The 22025-nt window shown below is 29.8% G+C and carries 16 protein-coding genes; 1 reads left to right on the forward strand and 15 read right to left on the reverse strand.

What is annotated here, in order from left to right; all coding sequences use genetic code 11:
* Positions 1-36: 36 nt before the first annotated feature.
* The 15 genes from ACX6CF_RS03860 to ACX6CF_RS03930 all read right to left on the reverse strand — a co-directional run bounded on the left by ACX6CF_RS03860 (position 37) and on the right by ACX6CF_RS03930 (position 21095).
* Positions 37-2319, reverse strand: coding sequence for a glycosyl hydrolase family 95 catalytic domain-containing protein (locus ACX6CF_RS03860; protein ID WP_458783984.1), 2283 nt, complete (start codon positions 2317-2319; stop codon positions 37-39).
* A gap of 24 nt (positions 2320-2343) precedes the next feature.
* Positions 2344-3198: a carbohydrate ABC transporter permease gene (locus tag ACX6CF_RS03865; protein WP_458783985.1), complete on the reverse strand. Its 855-nt coding sequence runs from the start codon at positions 3196-3198 to the stop codon at positions 2344-2346.
* Entirely contained in the window at positions 3199-4077 is an 879-nt protein-coding gene (locus tag ACX6CF_RS03870) for a carbohydrate ABC transporter permease (RefSeq protein WP_458783986.1), read from the reverse strand.
* Between the two features lie 93 nt (positions 4078-4170).
* Positions 4171-5595 carry a carbohydrate ABC transporter substrate-binding protein gene (locus ACX6CF_RS03875; protein WP_458783987.1) on the reverse strand — a complete coding sequence of 475 codons (1425 nt, stop codon included), beginning with the start codon at positions 5593-5595 and terminating at the stop codon, positions 4171-4173.
* 233 nt (positions 5596-5828) lie between these two features.
* Positions 5829-7421: a response regulator transcription factor gene (locus tag ACX6CF_RS03880; protein WP_458783988.1), complete on the reverse strand. Its 1593-nt coding sequence runs from the start codon at positions 7419-7421 to the stop codon at positions 5829-5831.
* 84 nt (positions 7422-7505) lie between these two features.
* Positions 7506-8294, reverse strand: coding sequence for a hypothetical protein (locus ACX6CF_RS03885; RefSeq protein WP_458783989.1), 789 nt, complete (start codon positions 8292-8294; stop codon positions 7506-7508).
* Between the two features lie 32 nt (positions 8295-8326).
* Positions 8327-9067, reverse strand: coding sequence for a DNA repair protein RecO (gene recO / locus ACX6CF_RS03890; protein WP_458783990.1), 741 nt, complete (start codon positions 9065-9067; stop codon positions 8327-8329).
* Between the two features lie 232 nt (positions 9068-9299).
* A complete protein-coding gene (locus tag ACX6CF_RS03895; protein WP_458783991.1) occupies positions 9300-10673 on the reverse strand; it encodes an ABC transporter permease in 1374 nt (457 codons plus the stop codon).
* Entirely contained in the window at positions 10663-13101 is a 2439-nt protein-coding gene (locus ACX6CF_RS03900; protein WP_458783992.1) for a COG1361 S-layer family protein, read from the reverse strand. The genes ACX6CF_RS03895 and ACX6CF_RS03900 overlap by 11 nt, the downstream gene beginning before the upstream one ends.
* A gap of 2 nt (positions 13102-13103) precedes the next feature.
* Positions 13104-13832: an ABC transporter ATP-binding protein gene (locus tag ACX6CF_RS03905; RefSeq protein WP_458783993.1), complete on the reverse strand. Its 729-nt coding sequence runs from the start codon at positions 13830-13832 to the stop codon at positions 13104-13106.
* Positions 13833-13987: 155 nt separating this feature from the next.
* Positions 13988-15322 (reverse strand): HAMP domain-containing sensor histidine kinase, encoded by a 1335-nt coding sequence (locus ACX6CF_RS03910; protein WP_458783994.1) that lies wholly within the window; start codon positions 15320-15322, stop codon positions 13988-13990.
* On the reverse strand, positions 15312-16004 hold the full coding sequence (locus ACX6CF_RS03915; RefSeq protein ID WP_458783995.1) for a response regulator transcription factor: 693 nt from the start codon (positions 16002-16004) through the stop codon (positions 15312-15314). The genes ACX6CF_RS03910 and ACX6CF_RS03915 overlap by 11 nt, the downstream gene beginning before the upstream one ends.
* Before the next feature lie 192 nt (positions 16005-16196).
* Positions 16197-16697, reverse strand: coding sequence for a gamma carbonic anhydrase family protein (locus ACX6CF_RS03920; protein ID WP_458783996.1), 501 nt, complete (start codon positions 16695-16697; stop codon positions 16197-16199).
* Between the two features lie 45 nt (positions 16698-16742).
* Positions 16743-18728 (reverse strand): methyl-accepting chemotaxis protein, encoded by a 1986-nt coding sequence (locus ACX6CF_RS03925; RefSeq protein ID WP_458783997.1) that lies wholly within the window; start codon positions 18726-18728, stop codon positions 16743-16745.
* A 366-nt stretch (positions 18729-19094) separates the two neighbouring features.
* Complete coding sequence (locus tag ACX6CF_RS03930) at positions 19095-21095, reverse strand: methyl-accepting chemotaxis protein (RefSeq protein ID WP_458783998.1); 2001 nt, start codon at positions 21093-21095, stop codon at positions 19095-19097.
* A 238-nt stretch (positions 21096-21333) separates the two neighbouring features.
* On the opposite strand from ACX6CF_RS03930, the gene ACX6CF_RS03935 reads away from it, so the two are divergent.
* Complete coding sequence (locus tag ACX6CF_RS03935; protein ID WP_458783999.1) at positions 21334-21915, forward strand: flavin reductase family protein; 582 nt, start codon at positions 21334-21336, stop codon at positions 21913-21915.
* The last annotated feature ends 110 nt before the right edge of the window (positions 21916-22025 follow it).

The raw sequence follows: 22025 nt of genomic DNA on the forward strand, positions 1-22025 counted from the left end.
ATATGTTTTGTCACATAAATATTTATTACAATCATTTCAGTTCTTAGCGGTGACATAACATACTTCATCTTTTATTAATTCAATAGTAAAATTTTCATTACAATTACAATTAATTTCCTCTACACATTTCTGTCTTTTAATAATAATCTTATTTGAATTGAACTTATTCTGAACCACATAATTGCCAGCATTTTGAGCTACAAGGTGAATAAATTCTACCTCATCATTTTTTATTGATGAGGATATCAATATTCCTTTCATACCTCTAAAACTACTGAAATCTGCACCATTCTTCCTCCATGACTCAGGTATAGCTGGAAAAATTCTTATAATACCATCATATGTTTGCAGCAACATCTCCTGCAATGCATCTGCTGCACACATATTAGCTTCCAATGTGAATGGACGATAATGCCATTGAGTTATACCACATTTATTGAAATCTCCATTTAGATTAAAACCATTTTGCGAGCAAAAAACTTCCCAAAAGAGTTTCAACTGATATGCTGCCCCTTCTCCATTACATTGTCTTGCATAGAATTCAGCCATCCAAGGGAAAGAGAATCCTACCCAAAGACCCGTACCTAACAGTTCTAGATTATTTATGGTTTCATCAATAATCTGTTTATCTCTACCTCCCGAATGATAATTCAAAAGATCTAACGGATATAGTGCCATTGCATGTGCATGATGTCTATGTGATTCATTTAATGATTCATCAGAACTTAACATCAGAACATTGTTTTCATTAACAGCTAATTCTGGTAAAGAGTTTAACTTCTCTTTCCATTTATCTTTCTCTCCATAATTAAGTATATCTGCCATTTCATACAATGTTTTGAATAGATATATCAATAATTCCAGATCATAGTTACTATTTGGTGTTAGCCAAGCTTCATAATTATTATCATGAATTTCAGGAGAACTTGATAATGGAAGTAATAATTTACCATTTGAATCTGGTACAAGCCAATCAATTATGCAAAGTGCTGTATCTTTCAAATATGGATACGCTTTGTTCTTCAAGAAATTAATATCCCCTGTATATTCCCAATGTCTATCAAACGCCTGACATAACCATATCTGGTTGGTGAGATTATAACTGTACATAGCCCAACCGCCAATTGGTGTACCATCAAGTGTTGTTGTAGAAGGTAAACATAATCCAGACGAATCAAAAAAGTCTTTTGCAAATTGACGTGCTGCAGGTACTAAATCCCATAAGTAATCTATAAAGGATTCACCTTCTTCAATATGATTAGCTTTTAGATAATGCCAATAACTCATTTGTGTGTTTAAGTCGTGGTGATAATCACCTTTCCATGGGGGTAATTGACCATCATCTGCAGTCCAAACCCCTTGCAACGGCATAGGAGGTGCATTCTTTCTAGAACATGAACCAAACAAATAATTATTTAGATACCACATTTTTTCATATTCTTCATTTGGCAGATTAATAGAACTCTTATTCCAAAAACTCTTCCACCATTCTTCATGTTCTATAAGCGCTTTATCAAAACCCATTTTCAATATACTAAGAATTCTATTTTTAGCATCTTCAATCCAGTTTTCTCCATCAATATTTGCAGCAATATGATACACAATATCAATACTATCTCCAACCTTTTTTTGTACCATAAAAATACCATATTCCAAATTTTCAACAGTCTTCTGAATAAAATACGTTATATCATCACTCTCTATATATTCAGTGGGAGGATACTTCAACTTATTTAGTGAACCTTTAGATATATGTCCATCCAATTCATTTTTTTTATCCATCTCCTCTGATAAAATTCCAAATTCAGGTGCATTAAGCCTTATTCCTTTAATACTTTCTAAATCTCTAATATGTATATACCCAATTTTCTTTGTTGCATGAAGAAAAGTTTTGATGGAAGACTTATTTGTACTATCATCCATTCTAATCTCTGCAACTCCATTGTATAAATGCAAACAGCTATTAATATTCCCCATATTTTTCCCATAATCAATTTCAATCTTTCCAGCAGGTATTTTTGTAGGTGTAGCCCTTTCCCAACTATCTTCATATTTTTCTTTAATAGCTTCTTCATCTTTATTCTTTACAAGTTCAATCAGCTTCTTATATTTAAAATCATCACTTAGAGTTTCTGGTGCAAGTCTATTGTCCCATAAATCACCTCTATCAAGGCTAAAACGAAGTGGAGAACCATCACCCCAAATCAAGCAACCTGATAATCCATTACCTAATGGAATAGCTTCATCCCAATTCATAATAGAGTTACTAAAACACAAATCACAATATTCTTGTGGTAATCTATTCAAGTTTTTATTCATAGTTAATATCCTTTCTTTTATCAATTATCCTTTTAGTCCACCTATGCTTACACCTTCAGTAAGTTTTTTTTGTGTAAATACATAGAATAATAATGTAGGTATCATAACTATCGCTAACCCAGCAAACAACGCTCCCCAATCAGTTGCATATCTCTGAATTTCCATAAGATTAGCAAGTCCTACTGACAAGGTTTTTTTGGAACTGGAAGATATGAATGTAAATGCTAAGGGAAATTCATTCCAAAACCCCAAAGCACTAAAAATTGAAACTGTAACTACTGCTGGTTTAACCATAGGTACTATTATTTTCACTAATATGCCAAAATAATTACACCCATCTATCATTGCAGCATCTTCATAATCCTTAGGAATACTCTTCATAAAACTTATAAGCAAGAATATTGTAAATGGTAGACTAGTAACTGCATAGATAACACATAACACTAATCTATTATTCAATAAATGAACCTTATTCACTAATAAAAATAATGGGACTAAATATATCATTACTTGAATGAATAAACCAGCTACAAAAATATTTTTTAATGTTTTTGAAAACATGAATTTGAATCTTGCTAAAACATAAGAAGTTGGAATTGCTAACACTAATAAAAGTGTTAAGGATAAAACAGTGATAAAAATGGAATTCAAGAAATAATCGCCCATATTAGCTTTTGTAAAAGCATTAATGTAATTTTGAAAGTTCAATTTATTTGGTAGTCCCCATGGGCTTGTAAGAATTTCATTACTAGATTTTACCGAACTATATATACTCCAAAGCATTGGAAATAAAGTAATAACAGTATATATCATTAATACTAAAGTAATAATAAATCTCGTTATATTTCTTCGCCAATTAAAATCTTTATTATCAGACATTTAATCTCTCCTTTCTGTCAGCCTATTACTTACTAATGCAAGACATACAGTGAATATAAAAATGACAACTGCAATTGCCATTGCATAACCAAAGTTTGCATTTTGAAATGCTTGATTATACATATATGTAAGAAGTACTTCTGAACTTTTATTTGGTCCACCTGCTGTCATTACTCTGCAAAATATAAAACTCATATTCAACGTAGATGAAATCATGAATATTATTGTGGTACGAATAACTTCCCATAACATAGGAATTGTTATACTAAAAAACTTTCTTATTCCGCTTGCACCATCTACAGTCGCTGCTTCATATAATGCTTTTGGAATACCATCTATACCAGCTATATACATTACCATATAGTAGCCCACTGCCTGCCAGACCATAGTCATGACTATAGCCCACATTACAACTTGTTCATCTCCTAGCCAAACTTGTTTTAGACCTTCTAGTCCAATGGAATCAAGAAATGAATTCAATATTCCCATGGTAGGATGATATATCTGGCTCCATAATATAGAAATAACAACTAGTGCCAGAACATTTGGAAAGAAGAATACTGTCCTATAAAAGTTCTTACCTTTTAACTTGAACTGAGTTAGTATCGCTGCAAAAAACAATGATAAAACCATAGTAATTATGGGTACAGTTAAAATTAGAAATATTGTATTTTTGAAAGCTATAATTAACGTTCTATCTTTAAAAAGATCTGCATAGTTTTTAAATCCAATAAAAACAGCATTTTGCGATATACCACTCCATTGATAGAAAGACATAGAAAAAGTCTTTATAGTTGGATAAATTACGATTAATGCAAATAATGTGAAAGTAGGTATGATACATGTTGCTATGAATATATTCTTTTTTCTGCTTCTCATTTTCTTCACCCCTTAGTATTAAGTAATTAAGTGAGGGTAATATACCCTCACTTATATTCAATAGAATTTACCTTAGTCTCTAGAAATAAATAATTACTCTCCCATGGCATCTCTTGTTAATTTATTAGTTTTTTCAATAATATCTATCCATTCTTCAACTGTCATGGTTTTATTAATAATACTGCTTAATGGATCATATATCTGTGAAATCGGATTTTCATTTACTCCCTGTGGAATAGGAGTCCAGTTAAACACTAATGGTTTAGCACCTTTGTCAAATATTGAATAAGTATTATATGTCGCATCTGAAAGATATTCTCTACACATATCAGCAGCACCTTTTACTGCCATGACTCCTTTTGTTTTTTCACCATTCAATTTTACACTTTCATCTGTATATAGGAACTTCAAGAATTCTTTTGCAAGTTCAGGATTTTTTGCCTCTTTTGGTATATACATTTGTTCAATACCTGCCTGAATGTACATTTGATCACTATCATCAAATGTTGGAACACCTAGAAAACCAAATTCAAATCCATCTTCTCTTGGAGCTTCTGCCATTTCTCCTTCAAACCAGCTTCCATTAGGAACAAACAATGCATGTCCTAACATAAACTCTGTTTGACTTTGAGTATGATTCATTGCAATGGTTCCCTCTAATAAATAATCATTATCAGCTATTGTCTGGAATATGCCTAGTGCCTTTTTGGCTGCTTCACTATTCCATGCTCCCTCTTCAAAGTTAAATACCTTATTAACAGTGTCCAATCCACCTGCAGAAGCTATAGAAGTTATTAACATTGATTCAATATACGATGGATATATACCTTGATATGTAAATAATGATCTCCCCTCAGCCTCAGCTTTCTCACCATAAGCAAAAAATTCATCCCAAGTTTTAGGAACTTTCCAGCCTTTATCCTTAAAGAGATTTTTATTATACCAAAGACCACATGGAGTATAATTAAAAGGTGCAAGATAAATCTTACCATCTTCATATGGAGAACACATTTTAGTTTCTAAAAATCCATCATTAATAATTTCTTTTAGAGCAACATCTTTGTCAAGAGACATATCATCAAAAACAGATGTGATATCCAATATTCCTTGATCTTTTATAAGCCCCATAGTGACACCTGATTTTTCATTTTGATTAAGATATATAAAATCAGGTATTTCCCCTGAAAGCAATCTAGGTCTAAGCAACTCACCAATCTGTGGATTGGCTTCCACATTGACCTTAACTCCTGGATAAGCAGTCTCAAAATTAGCTACCACTTCATCCCAGAATTCCCTTCCGAATCCACCCTCAAAAACTGCGATGTTCAATTCTTTATTCTTGAATTCTTTCTCATCATCATTAGATTGATTGTCTTTATCAGTAACAGTTAAATCTGTCTCAACTACCTTATCCTTTACACCATCCTTTTCATTATCACTTGCACATCCTACCAACAATGAAAAAATTAATGTCAAAGAACATACTAAACTAATAATCTTCAAAAATTTGATTTTCATTTTGTTTCCTCCCTTTTATATTTATTTTTATAACAATGCTATAATAACAAGCTTTTGCTCATTTTAAAATAGATTATGTTTACAAATGTATAGATTATTATTTCTAATTTTATTATATATGGATTATTTTTACTTTTATAAGTACATTTTTATATTTTATTTCTTACATAATAGAAACCCCCTAAATAGATAATTTATATCTACTTAAGAGGTTAATTATTATATCTCATATACTATTTATACACTTTATTCTTATATTGACTAGGACTCATACCAACATGTTTTTTGAAAATCCTATCAAAATAAAATTGATCACTAATTCCCACGGACTCTGCTACCTCTTTAATCATATTATCAGTATTTCTAATGATTTCTTTAGCTTTTTCTATTTTCATATGATTAATAAATTTTATTAAACTCTCACCAGTCTCGTTTTTGAAAATTCTACTCATATAACTTTCATTCATATTAATTTTATCAGCAATAATTTTCAAACTGAGTTTCTTATCTAAATTTTGTTTAATATACTCAATTGCCATTGATACTTCTTTTCTATATTTGCTATTATATATATGTTCTATTCTTTTGCAGATTTCTTCCATTAGATTAGTAATATTCTGTCTATATTCTTCAATTGTTTCTGAATTTTGCAACATGTTTTTATTAGCATCTATGTATAAAATATCTTTTTCTCCAATTTCCACAAGAATACTTCCTAGATTATCAATAATTACTGACATTACTTTTTTGAAATGATAAGGGTTCCATTTTTCTGTCTTAGCTTTCTCAAAGATGTCATCAAATATATCTATATTCTTATCTATTTCACCCATTCTTAGATTTTCTTTTAATTGTATTAATACACTTGAATAATCCTGTTTCCCAATAATATTATTATAATTTATATCATTAAGTTTAATAATTGATTTGTGACCAAAATAGAATTTATAATTTATAGCATTTCTACATTTTTGAACCATATCTGCTATTTCAGAACTATCGCATATGTTACCTATAGCAATACTTGAAGTTACATTCAAATATGTTTGTATCATTTCGGAAATATCATATGATAATTTTTCCATTCTTTCATCTAAATTATTCAATGCATTATTAACTGGCATTATAACAACAAAATCCCTATATTCTAATCCTATTATCTCTCCATCATAAGTATCTTTAACTACTTCATTTATTATATTTATTACAGACATCTCAAACAGTTTTTTATCTTTTATTCTTCTTTTAATTTCAGGACTTCTCATTTTGTCAATAAAAACGAATAAAACAAAGTTTCCTTTTTCATTAAATCTAATATCTAATTTACGGATATTTTCTGTTATCTCTCTCTTAGAATATTTATTCATTATAAGATTTTTTAGAAATGATTCTTTTACAATTAAGTTATTCTCTGTTATTTCTTCTACTGCCAAAGACATTGTTTTATCTTTATCTAATTGATAAGTAATCTGTTTTAAGGATTGTAAAAATTCTTCTTCTTCAATTACTACCTTAAGTAAATAATCGCTAGCTCCCATTTTCATTGCTTCTCTAACTAAATTATAATCGTCATAATTACTTAAAACAAGTATTTTACCATTGTACTCTTTATCTTGTAGACTTTTAATTAACTCTATCCCATCCATATTTGGCATTTTTAAATCAGTTATAACTATATCAATTTTATTATTATTGATTAGCTCTAGAGCGTTAATCCCATCTTTTGCTTCTCCAGCAATTCTAAACCCATTATCTTCCCAATTAATTATAGTTTTTAAAGCTATTCTAACAATTTTTTCATCATCGACAATTAAAACATTATACATCTTATTCTCACCTTCATAATTTTAGTCATATATAAGTAAAACTATTTATCACATTGGCTTGATCAAGAATAGCGATAATTAACTTTAGATATCCCCTTTTATCTTATTCCCGCATATTTTACAATATATTGCATCATAATCATTTTTCTGACCACAGTAATAACAGTCAACAGAGCATTTTTTATTAGATTGCCATTTAATACTAAGGTAGACAGCGTAACTAACTATTAATAGTAACAACGCCCATAAAACCCATTTGCTTATTCCAGTTTTGGATTTATATAATAGATAATAAGTACCGTGGTCTTTAAAATAAATAGTATCTTTCTTTATGATTTCACCTTGCTTGCTTGCATATATAATTTCACCATCAACTTTTATTTTAGAATTATTACAGTCTAGTCTGATTAAATTATATTTTTTATTATCTTGCAGCTGTTCTTCGGTTATCTCTTCACCACTTAATACATTATACAATATGTCCTTATCTTCAAATTGGTCATAATCTATATTATTATTATCCAGATAATCTTGTAAAGAATCATGAAATATATTTGTTTTAAGAACCCTATCCAAATCATCTAACTCTTCAAAATCAAAAGTAATCCTTATATTTTCTCCGTACAATTCTATGTTCTTTATTTTGACATCTATCTCTTTATGCTTTATTAATTTATTCTCTATAAAGTCTTTAAATTTATCTTTATCGTAATCCTTATCATTTTTTTTTATGAGTGTTACTTCAACATTATCATCATCTATTTCATAAAGAAATTCTCCAGCAATAAAATCTATTTTTTTAGAAGTACATCCAGATAAAAAAACACACATAATAATACTAAATATGGGTATAAAAAATTTTAATACTTTCATAATAAATTCTCCTTAAAAAAATTTTTATCATACTATAATTTCAACAAAAAATCTAAAGATTTAAATTTATGGTTAAGATGATATTCAATATATTTTTTCATAATCATTGTCAATTCATATTTAATGGTTGCATCAATCTGAAAGCTAAATAATTTATCTACTGACGTAGAAAGAATATACCTCATAGTATAAATAGTAGTATTATTTATATTCGAAACAAATTTCTGTTCATTAGAGCAAGTTTTACAGATAATGCCTCCAAGCTTAATACTAAAATAATAATTCTCATAATTCTCACCACAGTTTACACAGCTTATTACATTAGGTGTATAGCCTATATAGCTCATAGCTTTTAATTCAAATATTCTTACTGTCAAATCATAATCACTGACTTTTTTTACTAATACTTGTAAAGTCTTTAACATAAGTTTCATCAAGTAATTATTGGGCACATTTTCTTGGGTTATGTACTCACAAAACTCTAACACATATAATCCATATGCTAATTTATCGATGTCGCTTCTTATATTATGAAAAGACTCTATCAACTGAACTTGCTTGATTGTATATGCTGATGACTTACCTTTGTATAATATGTATTCACCATAAGAAAACAGTTGAGAACCTGCAAGAAACATACTATTCATTTTTCTTGCACCCCTTGCAAAAGCAGTAATTTTTCCTTTCTCTTTTGTGATCATTACAATACGTTTATCATTCTCTCCTATAGGCATTTCACTAATAACAATACCTTTTGTCTTTATCTCAGCCATATTAGAACTCCTACAAAACATCCTGTTTTTTCTTTATTATTATAACAAACAAGCTATATTAAGCAATATCTATTTAATAAAGAGTTTGAATGAATATGAATATATTATAATATATTTACCATGATGTTACAACTGTGACACCTATCTAAATCTATTTTTTTCTGTTTATAGAGGATTATTAAATAGTAACTAAAAGGATATCCCCATGCTTGAGATACCCCTTATATTATAACTATTCTGTTTTTATTGCTTCAAGAGCACTTAATTTCATTGCTTTACGAGCAGGTAGATAGCCCGATACTAACCCAATAAAAGCAGTAAATGCTAGAGCTAACAATGAAAGCCAAACAGGTATGATAGAGATAGCTGTCTTGGTTGCTTCTGTACTCGTTTCTTCCATAAATGATCCAGCTCCTCCTGCAATTACATTTACAATGGATGAAATACCCAAACTAAGTATTACACCTAATATACCTCCTAGTAGTCCAATAGAAGCTGATTCAAATAAAAACAATCTTTTTATGTCACGTATGGAAGAACCTATAACTTTCATGACACCAATTTCTTTTCTTCGTTCATAGATTGCCATAACCATAGTATTGGTGATACCTATGGCAGCAACCAATAAAGAGATTCCGCCAATGCCTCCAAAAACCAGATTAATGATTTGTGTCATTTTCTTAGTTTCTCTTAACATATCTGCATCACTATCAGCTCTAAAACCATATTTTTGTATCTCTTTCTGTACTGCTTCTAAATTCTTTCTGTCAGGAACGTGTACCATCACCTCAGTATACCCATTCTTACTAGGTTTCTTACCTCCATACTCACTATAACTTGTCATCTTATCGTACTTATCTCTCAGATTTTTTAGTTGATTCAATTCCATATACATAGATGCTGATTTTTGATAATTAGTAGTAGCTAATATACCTACTGGTTTAATTAAAATTGGTTTAATAGTGTTTTCGTCATCATCTGCATTATCTGAACCAAATGACATATAGATTCTATTGACAAGAGGATTGAATTTTGGTTCTTTCATCTTCCCAGTTTCTTCATCATACATCTCTTCGTAAGGATCATAATAACTTTTAGTGGCATTGGCCTTAGCAAATCCATATAGAGTCATTTTTCCAAATAACACACCTGCGCTATCATCTTTTGTAAGGACATTACCTTTTTTCATCTTTCCTAGCCCATATTTCTCCATGAATTCTAGAGTCATCCCTTTGATTGTTGTTTGGGCTGTCAATCTTTTTGATGTTGTCATAGTAACACTATAATTAATAACTGGTGAAACTGCATCAACACCTTCTATATTATTCAAATATTTAATATCCTTATCTGTAATACTAGTCTTCTTCTTTTTTGTACTAATAGTATTGGTTTTATTTTTATTGGGTGGAGAAACAGTAATAATATTCATATCACCCATTTGATTAAAGGATTCATCCATTTGTTTTTGCATACCAATACCGATAGAAATCATTACTACTATTGAAATAGTCCCTATGATAATACCTAATGTAGTCAAAAATGTTCTAAGTTTTCTGCGGAATAAATTTTTTAGCCCCATGGATATTAAATCAATGCTATTCATCATCTTTCATTTCCTTTTTCTTTTTTATCACTCTTAATATAACTATAAGAACGATAAGTCCGACACTTATTCCACCAACTATCATTATAATATTCATATTACTTTTAGGGGCATTGATTTCATCTATGTTTATAGGTTCTCCATTTTCATCTATAAATTCGCCTTCTTCTACCATTGATTCTGCTGTAGCCATAGTATGTATTTCTTTCTTCACTTCTTCTGTTTTTCCATCTGGTTTTGTATAAGAAAATATAAGATTACCTTTTATTTCTCCCTCTTTGGTAGGCCATAATTCGATATCATGATAAGTTGTTTTACCTGATTGAAGATTTCCTAAGTACCCTTTACTGTTTTTTGAACCAAAGCCTTCAATGGCAACAGTAAAATTATCAAGGGTAGTTTTACCAGTATTACTTATCTCCAAAGATATAGTATGCGGTTGATTCACTGACATAGCTTCAGGTACATTGATATCACTTGTTATGAAACTTGAAGATTGAATGACAGGTACGCTCACTAGTTCAGTAGCCTTGTATTGATTAGCCTTATCATCCTCATATTCTAGATTAACCTTTATTGTATGAGTTTTTGCTGCTGCATATGGTATGGTATACAAAGTCAATTGTTTGTTGACTGATTGCTTAGGTGATATTTCATCGATAAAAAAGGTATTACTGCTGTTAACTGGTGCAAACACACTACCTGATTTATCATTACTATTATTATTACTACTGGTACTGGTATTTTCTTCTGCTGTTAAATATACCTTTACATTTTGCACTTTCTTATTCTTGTGTGTATTATTGAAAGAAATATTTAGCTTGAAATTTTCTCCTGCCTTCACAATAGTAGGTTCTGTAGCATAACTGTCTATGATGATATTGGGCTTACTATTAGTGGTCTTGTCATTTTCTTTAACATAAACACCTACATATTGATTAATAGTTGTCAGGGCTTCATTATTACTCCCTTTTACTTCAATATTTATTAAATGGTTCTTAGTCTTTGCCTCTGATGTTGGTTGAAATTCAAACATAAGTTTTTTGGTCGTTCCACCTTTTAGTAAATCTAATACTTGCACACTTTGAGAAACCGGTACGATACCTTCATTTGGCTTTACAGTTACTGTAAGATCTTTTGTATCAACATCACTGGTATTAACTAGATCAAAGTATACTTTAAACTTATTAGTTCCAGTTATAGTACCAGAAGGTGCCTTGATATTCTCTATTGAAATATTAGACTTCTTTTGTTCTACCTTTAGATAAATCTCCTTTTCTACCGTTTGTTCATTATTAAGTTTATCTTGGTATTTTAGCTTTACCTTGATAGGATAGCTTCCTTTAGTCATTTTATCTGCTGCGTATAGATTAAATGTCACCTTTTTACCTGGGCTATCTGGAGGTAGTATATTAATCTTATTGCTATTAACACCATTTGCTATAGTGAAACCTTCTCCGGATAAACCTTGTAATGAAACCTCTATATCTTTTACACTTGATAATCCTGCATTATTATTTACTAGAAAACTTAACTGTGCTTCTGAACCAGAATATATAATTTCAGGTACAGTTTCAATTTTATTGATTTCTAGATTAACGTCTGGAAAGCCTTTTTTTACCTTAATGTATATGTCCTGTGTCTTTTCCTTAGGATCACCATATAGGTTATAATATGTATACTTCAATTGCCCTGTATAAGTTTTAGCTTTCGAGTCATTTAATATTGTCAATGAATACTCCAGATTTGTTTTTTCTTTTGCCTTTAACTGTTTAATTTTATGGATCATACTCATTTTATTAGTCTCATATAAAAAACCTGCCTCTTTGGATGGAATAAATTCAACAGTAATATCCTTAGCTGTATGACTGCTGATATTTTGTAATTCCAAAGATAGATTCAAAACAGAACCTGCTCTAGCAGTTGGTATGTCTTGATTAGTCACTTGTAATTCAGGATTATATTTTTTTGTATTGGTTGTAGTATTTTCATTAGAATTGGTACTGGCTTTCACCATATCGATAGTAATCTTATTGACAGATCTTTTAGAATCTCCGCCATCTACATAATTGAATATCAATTCAATGACATTATTCGTGCCAGAACATTTTAATGGAAGTGTTATCGTTTCTTTACCACCAGCATTCAGATTAGCTGGATTGATAGATATAACTGACCCTTTATCCTTTAATATGAAACTTCCTGGATTAATACCTAAAGTAGGCGTTCCAGTTATAGTTCCTGAACCTATCTTTTTCAAATTAACTGTTAATGTGAATTCTGTTCCTTCATAAATGGTGCTTTTACTTACAGTATAAGAGTCCACTATAATATCATTTGTTTCTGTTGTAGTTGCAGACACTTTTATCACTACTACATTGATAACCATAACTAGAGCACATAGATAAATTAATACTTTTGTTTTCTTCATAATTAAGCCTCCTGTTTATAATTTATTCCTTTTAAGATGTCATCCTTTGTTTCATCAATTCTTTCAATGAGACCATCCCGTACATGAATTACTCTGTCAGCATATATCGCTGTTTCTGTATCATGAGTTACCATAATCAATGTCTGATTGTTCTCATTCGCCATATTAGTAATGAGTTCCATTACTTCCATAGTTGTTTTTGTATCAAGATTTCCTGTTGCCTCATCTGCGAATACAATCTCTGGTGTTCCAACAAACGCTCTTGCAATACTTACACGTTGCTGTTGTCCTCCACTCATTTGAGAAGGTTTATGATGGAGTCTATCTCCTAATCCAACAGCCTCCAACATATATTTAGCCTCTTTTTCCCTTTTTCTTTTAGATATACCCCCAAAAATCATGGGCATAGCCACATTTTCAAGTGCTGTCAGATTGGGTAATAAGTTATATGATTGAAAAACGAATCCTACATGCTTCTGACGAAACTTGGTGACTTGCTTTTCATTCATTTTTTCAATGGACTGTCCTTTAATGATAATCTGTCCTTTAGTAGGTTTTTCAAGTCCAGCCATCATATTCAGTAACGTTGATTTCCCTGATCCAGATGTTCCTAGAATACAACAACATTCTCCTTTTTTAATGTCAAGACTTATGTCTTTTAATGCTTCAACTTTTTCATTTCCCATTCTATATATTTTTTTCAATTCTTTTATTTTAATAATATCGCTCATATATTCCTCCATTCTTATGATTATTATTTTTAATAGGTTAATGTTACCAATATGTTAAACCATATAACTTTCTATAAAATGATTTTTTTCTTAATTTTTTCTTAATATCTTTTATAACAAAAAAAGCAGTCCATATGACTGCTCTTAGAAAAATACTACAATATGATTTTTATGGTAAATCTGTCTTGGTCAATAACTGCATCAATCTCACCCTTATGCATTGTTATGATTTCTTTACATATTGCTAAACCTATTCCTCCACTTTCCAGAGTTCTATCCGAAGTGAAAAATCTATTGAAGACATCACTTTCAGATAGATTCACCCCTTCTTTTATACCGTTGGATAACTGTATATAATATTTATCCTCTATCCACCTAGCTGTTAACTCAACTTTTTTGTCCTTATCTGCATACTTCAATAAATTCTTGAATAAGTTTTCAATGACTCGGTTGAATTTGTCTATATCGATAGCTATATCTTTATCACTCTCTTCAATATGGAAATATATCTCCATGTTATGTTCTTCTAATAAGGTTTCCCACTCATAGATAGATTGTCTAATATATGTAGCTATGTTAATATTGACTAAGTTAAGTTTCATTTGACCATTTGCCAGCATAACATATTCAAATAGCTGTTCAATCAAGTTAGATAGTGCTGTCGATTTATTTAAACATATGTCCAGATATTTTTGTTTTACATATTCATTCTTTTCATAGTCGTCCTTTAATAAAGTCAAATAACCTGTAATAGAGGTCAATGGAGTTCTTAGATCGTGAGATATATTAGCTATCAATTCATTCTTTGATTGCTCTATGAATTTTTCCTTTTCAATTCTTTTCTTGAGGGCACTACTCATTTGATTAATATGTCTCGCTACATATGTAATCTCATCGTTTCCTTTTATAGAAACTTGATGGTTCAAGTCGCCACCCTCCAATATATCTAAACTATTAGCAACATTTATTAGATATTTTTGTTTTCTTCCTATAAAAAAACTAAGTACCATAATAAAAATGATAATAAAGATTATAGGTATAATTATAGATATTATATTAAAAAAGTCATCCAGTGATTTTAGGTTTCCATTTAGAACAAAAATATTATTATCCGTCTTAACATATTGGGTAAATAGAATTGGCCAAGCATTATCGCTATATTCTTGATCCAAGAAAACCCAGATATCATTTTTATCAAATACTTCTGTATACAGATTATATTTAGGATATTTTTCTAATTCTGCATACAACTCATTTATACTTTTTTCATCTATATTATTATCGATAATATATTTCTCCAGTTCATCAAAAACAATACTCAGTTCATTTCTAGCTTTATCATATTTATTATTGAATGTATTATTTATATATGTATCCTGTAATTCCATAATAATTACTACGCCAAAAGTTGCAATAATAATACTTATAATCAGGGCTATAATAAATTCTACCTTCAACCGATAACGCCTAGGTCTATTTTTATTTTTCAATTTTGTAACCCACTCCCCATACTGTTTTGATATATTCGTTTTGCTCGGTATTTATAATTTTATTTCTTAACTTCTTAATATGTACCATAACCGTATTAGCTGAAACATCTATGTAAGCTTCATTCCATACACTTTCATATATACGTTCAATACTAAAAACTTGTCCTTTATGCTTCGCAAGAAGTAATAAAATATCAAATTCCGTCTTCGTTAAATAAATCTCTTTGTTTTCACGAATAACATTATGAGACTCTATATCAATAATTAAATCTTTTACATATATCTTTTTATAGCCTTTATCTTCATAAGCATCTGCACCTAAAATTCTATATCTTCTCAATACAGCTTTTATTTTTGCAATTAGAACAGGTGGTGTAAAAGGTTTTTTTATGTAATCATCTGCTCCTGCTGATAGACCGAATATCATATCAGAATCCTGTGTTTTTGCAGTAAGAAAAACAATTGGTACACTACTTTTTTTTCTAATTTCAGTACATGCCATTATACCATTCATAATGGGCATCATCACATCCAGAATAATAAGCCCCACACTAGAATCAACAGCTTCAACAGCTTCTTTTCCATTATTAACTGTTACAACTTCGTAACCTTCATTCTCCAAACATACTTTTATTAATTCTCGTATTTCTAATTCATCATCAGCAACTATAATCTTTTCCATGTGTCGACCTCCCAATTTTATACTTAAACAAATTATAACTCATAACAATTTATGTAACCATCAAAAATATTATATTTCATACACCTTATTTTATAATGATTAATACCTTATTTTTTTCTTAATATTATACCAAGTCATCAATGAATAAAGCAAGAGGAACTATTGCTGATATGTAATAGTTCCTCTTGCTTATTATTGATTTTTATATTCATTTGCAGTTTCAACATAATGTTCAGCTGATTTTTTTAGTTTGATTTTTTCTTCTTCAGTAAGTTTTCTGCTGACCTTTGCTGGTGAACCTAATATGAGCACACCAGGTGGAAATATCTTATTACCTGTAACTAGACTTCCTGCTCCAACTATAGAATATTCACTTATAACGGCACCATCTAATATAATACTGCCCATCCCTATAAGTGTGTAGTCACTTATTTTACAGCCATGTATAATACAATTATGACCTATAGTAACATAATCACCAATCTCTGTACTAGTATCTTGTGATACATGTACTGTACTATTGTCTTGTACATTAGAACATTTACCTACAGTTATTTTGTTTATATCTCCTCTGAGTACAGTATTAAACCATATACTTGCATTTTCTTTAACCTTGACCTGTCCTATAACATCAGCACTTGGAGCAATATAAGCACTTTTATCAATTTCTGGTTTATATCCTTTATATGTCATATTTTCAGCACCTCATATATTATTTAATTTTTAACATCAACAACATTATAATTTGAATTGAGATGTGGTTTCATCCAATCCATTTGCTAAATTAGATAATCTTTCACTGGTAGTTGCTATTAATTCCAATGATGCAGATTGTTCTTGGGTTGATGCAGCAACTTCTTCAGTACTAGCTGCATTTTCCTCTGCAATGGTAGATAAATTACCTATAACGTCCAATATACTAGATTTTTTTATTTGAAGTTCTTCTCCTAATAAATTCAGCTTATCAATACTTCTACTAGATTCATTGATTGCATGAGAAATATCTGTATATTTACTTTCTGTTACTTTGACACTTGCAACCTGTTGTTCCACAATATTAGAGACTTCTTTTATCTTAACAACAGCATTTTGAGCATTATTGATTAATTCATTAACTATATTATCGATCTCTTTAGTTGAATGAGTAGATTGTTCCGCAAGTTTTCTAATTTCATCAGCAACTACTGCAAATCCTTTTCCTGCCTCTCCTGCTCTAGCCGCCTCTATAGCTGCATTTAGAGCTAATAAATTAGTCTGTTCTGCGATAGCTGCAATCATTGTACTTGCTTTGCTGATTTTTTGTGTGCTTTTATTTGTATCAGCAATAACACCAAAAATATCTTTTGCAGATTTACCACTTTCTTCAGTCTTATTAATCAACTCATCTATTTCAATTAAACCTGATTTGATTAATTCATCTACTTTGTCTGAATTATCATTCAGTTCCTCCATAACATTTTTTTCGTCTTCAATCAAATTCCCCAACTGATATATTGACTCTGAACCTACTTCTGTATTATGAGCTTGATCAGAAGCACTTTTTGCAATTTCTCCTACAGTTGCAGCTACATTATTAGCCGCATTAGAACATTGTCCAGTAATATCTGTCATAGAAAGTGATGAATCTCTTACCTCTTTAGATGCATCAGTAATTTTTTTGATTAGTTCTACAAAATTGTCTTGCATCTTTGATAAAGCATTAGATATTATTCCTATCTCATCTCTTCTTTTAAAATACTTGCTAATGCTATCATCATTTTTACTTAAGTCATATTGTGATAACTTATTTAATACTATAGCTAATTTTCTTAGAGGTTTAGCAATCATTGCTCCCAATATATAGACTATTATTAAAGTTATTAATAGAGTTATGAGTATAGTTTTGAAACTAGTAGATTTCATCTTATCTAGTTCACTTAATACTTCATTTACTGGTGCCACAACCCCTAGTGACCAATTGGTATTTGATATTGGAGCATATCCCATGATATTATTAGCATTATCGAAACTATATTTTCCACTTCCACTTTGTCCTTCTATCATATTATTGACTATCTTATTGTATTTATTAGAGTTCTTGGATTCTTCTAATAGATTGACATTGTCAACAACTCTTTCAATACTTTTATCTGCCACTAATTGACCTTTTTTATTAACTATGAACGCATATCCACTTTCTCCAATAGTTATATCGGAGATCATATCAATAAATGTATTAATATCTCTAACTCCAATTAGAACTCCAACTACTCCTCCACCTCTCCAAATTGGAGTAGCATATGTTACAATTAAGGAATCTTCACTTACAATAACATCTGAAATTATAGTTTCTCCATCTAAAGCTTTTTTAAAATATTCTCTTTGGGATATATCATAATCTTTGTTATCATTAGAATAAGCTTGTCCATCAATATTAGAAATCAACATCCTAGAATATCCATATTTTCTTATTTCATTATTAAGTGATATAACTTTTTCCCTCTTAGTTACATAATTATCAACTATTTTTTCTTTGGATGCAACAGATTTAAGCACTTCTTTTTCAATATTAATTCTTTCAGAAATTACTTGAGATGACTTTTCAGATATAACAACTAGATTATCTTCTGTCTTATTTAATAATACTCTGCTTCCATATGTGTATGATATTATTGATACTCCAACACATGATATTAATACAATAACTGATATTGCTAAAATCAACTTAGTTTTTATACTCTTCACTGCTGTATCCTCCCCATTTATTATGTGCTAATTCTAACTCGTTCACCAAAAAATGTCAAATTGTACAATCCAAATAATTTGTAAGTAATGTTTTTTTCTTTTTTTATTAAAGATAAAACAAGTTTTTTCTTTAATAAAAACAAGTTGATTATTACACTAATTACTTAAATACAAACATACTTAAAATAAACCTAAATATTATCATTATTTAATTAATGTTGTATAATACTTAACACCTAATGCAATGGAAATATCATCAATAGAATTATCATATGAAGTAACATAGAATTTTAGATTACAATAAAAAAAGGTTATCTCATAATACATATTTAAATTTATGTATCATGAAGATAACCAATTAATATTTTATAGATGGAATTTAGATGCTTCTTGATTTAATTCTGTTGCCAATTCCGCTAGACTTTCACTAGTACTTGCAATTTGTTGTAATGATGCAGATTGTTCTTCAGTTGATGCTGCTGCCTCTTCAGTACTAGCTGCATTTTCTTCAGCTATTGCTGATAGATTCTGAATAACATCTAATATATGCTCTTTTTTCTTCTGTAATTCTACACCTATACCATTTAATTTTTCTATACTATCATCTGTACTAGTGATAGCATCCACGATTTGCTTGTACTTACCTTCTGTTACATCAACACTACTTATTTGATGATTAACAATATTATATACTTCTTCCATTCTTTTAACTGCCTGACCAGCATTAGTTATTAATTCGTTTACTACCAAATCAATTTCTTTAGTAGATTCAGTAGATTGTTCAGCCAAAGTTCTAATTTCATCTGCTACAACTGCGAATCCTTTACCTGCTTCACCTGCTCTTGCAGCTTCTATAGCAGCATTAAGTGCTAATAGATTCGTCTGTTCAGCAATAGATGCTATCATAGTACTTGCTTTTGAAATCTTTTTAGAACTTTCATTGGTCTTTTTTATCACTTCAAAGATTTCTATTGTTGCTTCCTTGCTAAGATCAGTTTTTTCTTTTAGTTCATTTATTTCAACAAGTCCTTCATCTGCTAATTGTATAACCTTATCTGAATTAGTACTTACTTCCTCCATACATTCATGCTCTTTTTCTATAAGATTGCCTAATTCATATACTGTCTCAGAGCCTGTTTCAGTATCTTTTGCTTGGTCCGTAGCTCCTTTAGCAATTTCTCCTATAGTAGTAGCAACTTCCTCAGCAGCTTGTGCAGATTGCTGTGTTGTCAAGCTCATATTAGACGATGATTCTGTTATACTATTAACAGTTTCTGTTATTTTTTTAATTAAGCTTACAAAATTATTCTGCATAACAGAGATAGAATTAAAAATAAATCCGATTTCATCTTTTCTCTTTTTGTGCTTAAGTATTTTGTTGTCATTGTTTTCTCTTAAATCAAATTGAGCCAGAATATTTATATTCTTAGATAGATCTACAAGAGGTCTAGTTATGAATACTCCCACTAGATATATAAAGAATAATGATATTATTAGTATTACTCCTGATAATATTAATGTACTACTTCTTAATCCATCTAATTCTGATAAAACTTCGTCCAAAGGAGCTGTTATTCCTATTGACCAGTTAGTATTATTAATTGGTGAATATCCAATCATATGCTCTGAACCATCATATGTATATGAACCACTACCTATTTCTTTTGCAATCATCTTATTTAGTAGTACTTTTAATTTTTCAGCCTTCTTATCGTTCTCGACTTCTTTTAGCAAATTGACATTATTAACTCTGTTAATGTCTTTGTCTGCGACAATCATACCTTGGTCATTTACTACATATGCATACCCTGATTCTCCAACTGTTATATCTTTTATTACATCACTAAAAGATATAGCTTCTTTTATTGCTATTAATACTCCTGTTATGTCACCATTAGATTTTATTGGAGTAGCATATACAACAATTAGTGAATCATCCTCTGCACTAATTAACATTTCTGAGATAGTAGACTGTCCACTTATAGCTCTAACAAAATAATCTCTATGACTTAAATTATATGTTTTACCCCCTGTGGAAATAGCTTCTCCCTTTTTATCAATCAAATCCATTACTTGATAACCATTTCTATTAACTTCATCCCTCAAAGCATTTAACTTATCTTCTGTAGTATTATCTGGATCTGTTATTCTGGTTCTACCAGCAATGACTTCTAATTTACCTAACTCTTTATTAATTCTTTCTTCTATTACTTGTGATGATTTTTCAGCAATAGTTATAAGATTATGTTCTACAGAATCTATTAACGCCTGCTTACTAAAGTTATAGGAGATCAACCCTAACCCACTACATGAAATCACAATTATTACACACAAAATTAAGATCAATTTTGACTTGATACTCTTCATAATAAATCAGCCCCCTTCTAGTAAATATAATTAATATTACACTTATTTGTAAAATTTGTCAATCATTTCTATTTACATAATCCATATATAACAATTATATAATATAGTTGTTTAAGCTAATAACTATATATAATTCATTATTAGTATTTGATTTTTTTTAATATATATATATAATATTAATAAGTAGTTTATTTTCAAAACTTATATTTCGACAAAATAATGGAAGGAGAGAATAAAAATGGCAAAAATAAATTGGAAACCCGGTAATATGATATATCCTTTACCGGCTGTATTAGTCACTTGTGGAAATAATATTGACAATTATAATGTAATTACCATTGCATGGACTGGAACGATCTGTACTAACCCCCCAATGACATATATATCTGTTCGTCCTAATAGATATTCATATAATATAATCGAAGAAACAAAAGAATTCGTTATTAATCTAAGTTGTGAAAAATTAGTGAGGGCTGTTGACTACTGTGGAGTTAGATCAGGTAGAGATATTAATAAATTCAAAGAAATGAATCTGACAATTGAAGAAGCCAAAGAAGTTAAAGCTCCATTAATTGCAGAGAGCCCCGTTAACATAGAGTGTAAAGTTAAAGAAATAATAAAACTTGGTTCTCATGATATGTTTATGGCTGAAGTAGTTGCAGTTAATGCAGATGAAAAATATCTAGATGATAACAACAAATTTCATCTAGATAAATCTAACCCCATATGTTATTCACATGGCACTTATTTTGGACTAGGTAAAAAGTTAGGTACTTTTGGATATTCTGTAGCAAAAAAATCCACTAAAAACAAAAAATAAAGAATGTGAAGTTATCTCTGTAAATTACTTTCTATGATAAATGACCTTACACTATATAATAAAAGTTGGAATGTCTATCTTGGCATTCCAACTTTTATAACTTTTCAAAC

The sequence above is a fragment of the Vallitalea sediminicola genome (genome assembly GCF_054408565.1).

Bases quoted from the DNA above. Each gene is read 5' to 3' on its own strand.
- ACX6CF_RS03875 (WP_458783987.1), bottom strand. From the start codon at position 5,595: ATGAAAATCAAATTTTTGAAGATTATTAGTTTAGTATGTTCTTTGACA.
- ACX6CF_RS03935 (WP_458783999.1), top strand. From the start codon at position 21,334: ATGGCAAAAATAAATTGGAAACCCGGTAATATGATATATCCTTTACCG.
- ACX6CF_RS03920 (WP_458783996.1), bottom strand. From the start codon at position 16,697: ATGACATATAAAGGATATAAACCAGAAATTGATAAAAGTGCTTATATT.
- ACX6CF_RS03905 (WP_458783993.1), bottom strand. From the start codon at position 13,832: ATGAGCGATATTATTAAAATAAAAGAATTGAAAAAAATATATAGAATG.
- ACX6CF_RS03865 (WP_458783985.1), bottom strand. From the start codon at position 3,198: ATGTCTGATAATAAAGATTTTAATTGGCGAAGAAATATAACGAGATTT.
- ACX6CF_RS03860 (WP_458783984.1), bottom strand. From the start codon at position 2,319: ATGAATAAAAACTTGAATAGATTACCACAAGAATATTGTGATTTGTGT.
- ACX6CF_RS03930 (WP_458783998.1), bottom strand. From the start codon at position 21,095: ATGAAGAGTATCAAGTCAAAATTGATCTTAATTTTGTGTGTAATAATT.
- ACX6CF_RS03915 (WP_458783995.1), bottom strand. From the start codon at position 16,004: ATGGAAAAGATTATAGTTGCTGATGATGAATTAGAAATACGAGAATTA.
- ACX6CF_RS03870 (WP_458783986.1), bottom strand. From the start codon at position 4,077: ATGAGAAGCAGAAAAAAGAATATATTCATAGCAACATGTATCATACCT.
- ACX6CF_RS03900 (WP_458783992.1), bottom strand. From the start codon at position 13,101: ATGAAGAAAACAAAAGTATTAATTTATCTATGTGCTCTAGTTATGGTT.
- recO (WP_458783990.1), bottom strand. From the start codon at position 9,067: ATGGCTGAGATAAAGACAAAAGGTATTGTTATTAGTGAAATGCCTATA.
- ACX6CF_RS03880 (WP_458783988.1), bottom strand. From the start codon at position 7,421: ATGTATAATGTTTTAATTGTCGATGATGAAAAAATTGTTAGAATAGCT.
- ACX6CF_RS03895 (WP_458783991.1), bottom strand. From the start codon at position 10,673: ATGATGAATAGCATTGATTTAATATCCATGGGGCTAAAAAATTTATTC.
- ACX6CF_RS03885 (WP_458783989.1), bottom strand. From the start codon at position 8,294: ATGAAAGTATTAAAATTTTTTATACCCATATTTAGTATTATTATGTGT.